This is a genomic window from Mycobacterium sp. (genome assembly GCF_050701675.1).
Taxonomy (GTDB): domain Bacteria; phylum Actinomycetota; class Actinomycetes; order Mycobacteriales; family Mycobacteriaceae; genus Mycobacterium.
Map to the genome: position 1 here is coordinate 1 of NZ_JBOGDD010000916.1, position 2,224 is coordinate 2,224.

Sequence of the window (2,224 nt, forward strand, 5' to 3'; positions counted from 1 at the left end):
AGACGACCTGCAGGCCCTCGGCGTCCAGTTGCTCCGCGAGCGCCTCGCCCTGCTCGTCGAGCACATCCGTCGCGATGACCCGGGCGCCCTGACGGGCGAGCAGATCCGCATGCGCAGCCCCCTGCCCCTGTGCGGCGCCGGTGACCAGCGCTACCTTGCCTTCCAGCCGATTAACCATGGCGATCAGCTTCCCGGCCACCCCCGCAGCGCGCCACTGTGCGTGGACATGAACCGTGCACATCACATTGGCCCGAGATCTAAGCGCCTGTACGCATCGACAGCCAAAAGCCGAACGCTTGAGGTCGGCGCCAATTGCGGGGACGCGTCTGCTCACCGACCTTGGGAAGGTACCGCCGAACCACCGAAAAGGAATCGAGCTACGCCATGGATCTTGGACTCTTCAGCCCGCCGTATGCGCAGGAGTACGTCGCCGGCCGGCGCACCCTGCAGGAGGTGATCGAGTGGGACCTCCAAATCGCAAGGTGGGCCGACGAATACGGCCTGGCCGAGCTCTTCTTCGCCGAACACCACACCATCGGCCACGAGCCGAACCCGGCTCCCGACCTGATGATCGCCGCGGCAGCACGCGAGACCCAGCGGCTCCGACTCGGCGCTGCGGCCCACCTGCTGCCGTACCACAACCCCATCGCACTCGCGGACCGGTTGATGTACCTCGACCACTTGACGGGCGGGCGGTACATCGCGGGCTTCGCGCCCGGCTCGTTCCCGACGGACGCGCAGCTGTTCGGTGGCGGGCTGCAGAACAACGCGAAGATGATGGACGAGGCCATCGACATCATCATCGCCATCTGGACCCGCCAGGGGCCGTTCCGCATCGAGGGCGAGTTCTGGACCGTCGACATGCCTGCCCACTCCGACCAGTGGAATGGACCGCACCTCAAGCCCTTCCAGCGGCCGCACCCCGAAGTCGTGATGACCGGCGTCCAGCCCACGTCGCCCACGTTCGCCGACGCCGCCCGGCGCGGCTTCTCGCCGATGAGCCAGCAGGTTGGCATGGCGGCGCTCCGCCAGCAGTGGGAGACGTACTCGAACACGGCGATCGAGGTCGGCCACACGCCCGACCGGGCGAACTGGCGCGTCATGCGCGACGTCTTCGTCGCCGAGACCGACGAAGAGGCGCGCCGGCTGTTCCTCGAGGGGCCGGCCGGTCGCACCTGGGATGAGCTCGTGCTCCCGACGTTCCGCGTCGTCCGCGACCGCGGCGGCAAGCCGTACGCGCTCGGCGAATTGCTCCTCGACCCCGGCATGACCATCGACGAGCTGACGCTTGAGTGGATGGTCGACCACTTCTTCATCGTCGGCTCCCCCGACACGGTCATTGAGAAGATCACGCAGTTCAACGAGGACCTCGGCGGCATCGGCGCCCTTCTGTCGTTCACCTTCGACTTCAGCCATGACCCCGAGCCCTACCGGCGCCACCTTGAACTCCTCGGCCGCGAGGTCGGCCCGCAGATCGCCACGATCGGCCCCCGCGCCGTCAGCTACGCATGACCGGCGCCACAACCCCTGCGATCGTCTACGACGCCGAGCCCGGGGTGTTGGAGCTGACCGTCCGCGGCCTGCACGAGGGCGTACTCGCCGGTGCGCCGGTCGAGTCGGTTCACGTGCTGCACCGCGACGCGGGCGGGCGTAGCGGCGTCTGGGAATGCACGCCCGGGCGCTTCGAGTCCGCACGCAACGGCGACACAGAGCTGATGCACTTCATCGCCGGCGCGGGCACCATCACCACCGTCGACGGCACGGTCCACGAGATCTCCCCAGGCGTCGTGCTCGTCGCCCCGGACGGGTGGCGCGGCACCTGGGACATCCGCGAGACGGTCCGCAAGGTCTACACGATCTGGACCACGGGGCCCTGAGAGTGCACAGAGGGCGGCGGTCAGTTCCGGACGCCGCCCTCTCGACTACCCCGTACCGTCGTCGTACGGTCCGATGGTGACCGTCCCCGCGGCACGTTCCACAGGTGCCGGTCCGGCACGAACTGGACATCGCAAAACCGTTGTCCGTCAATGTATCCAGTAATGATTGGCGTGACGGCACTTCGACGGTGGCACCGGCAGGCGCCCAGATCGCGGTGAACGGCTCGGCAAACTCGACCAGTGCCGACACTCCGCCGAAGTCTTCGAAGTGCACGCGGGAAGCCCGCCAGTGTGCCGTCAGCGGTCGCTCCGACTCCAGAACCGGTGGCGAGGCACAGCAGTAGATG

General features: G+C 67.9%; 3 protein-coding genes and 1 pseudogene. 2 read left to right on the top strand and 2 right to left on the bottom strand.

All coding sequences use genetic code 11. The features are described from left to right. Positions 1-199: SDR family NAD(P)-dependent oxidoreductase (locus tag ACRDUX_RS27875; RefSeq protein WP_526418586.1), on the bottom strand; the 199-nt coding region annotated here is incomplete at its 3' end. Between the two features lie 185 nt (positions 200-384). On the opposite strand from ACRDUX_RS27875, the gene ACRDUX_RS27880 reads away from it, so the two are divergent. Then, on the top strand, positions 385-1,512 hold the full coding sequence (locus ACRDUX_RS27880; RefSeq protein ID WP_526418588.1) for an LLM class flavin-dependent oxidoreductase: 1,128 nt from the start codon (positions 385-387) through the stop codon (positions 1,510-1,512). Then, entirely contained in the window at positions 1,509-1,877 is a 369-nt protein-coding gene (locus ACRDUX_RS27885; RefSeq protein WP_526418590.1) for a cupin domain-containing protein, read from the top strand. The genes ACRDUX_RS27880 and ACRDUX_RS27885 overlap by 4 nt, the downstream gene beginning before the upstream one ends. 73 nt (positions 1,878-1,950) lie before the next feature. On the opposite strand, the pseudogene ACRDUX_RS27890 reads toward ACRDUX_RS27885, so the two are convergent. Further along, positions 1,951-2,151, bottom strand: a pseudogene (locus ACRDUX_RS27890) (2Fe-2S iron-sulfur cluster-binding protein); the annotation flags it as partial. Between the last annotated feature and the right edge of the window lie 73 nt (positions 2,152-2,224).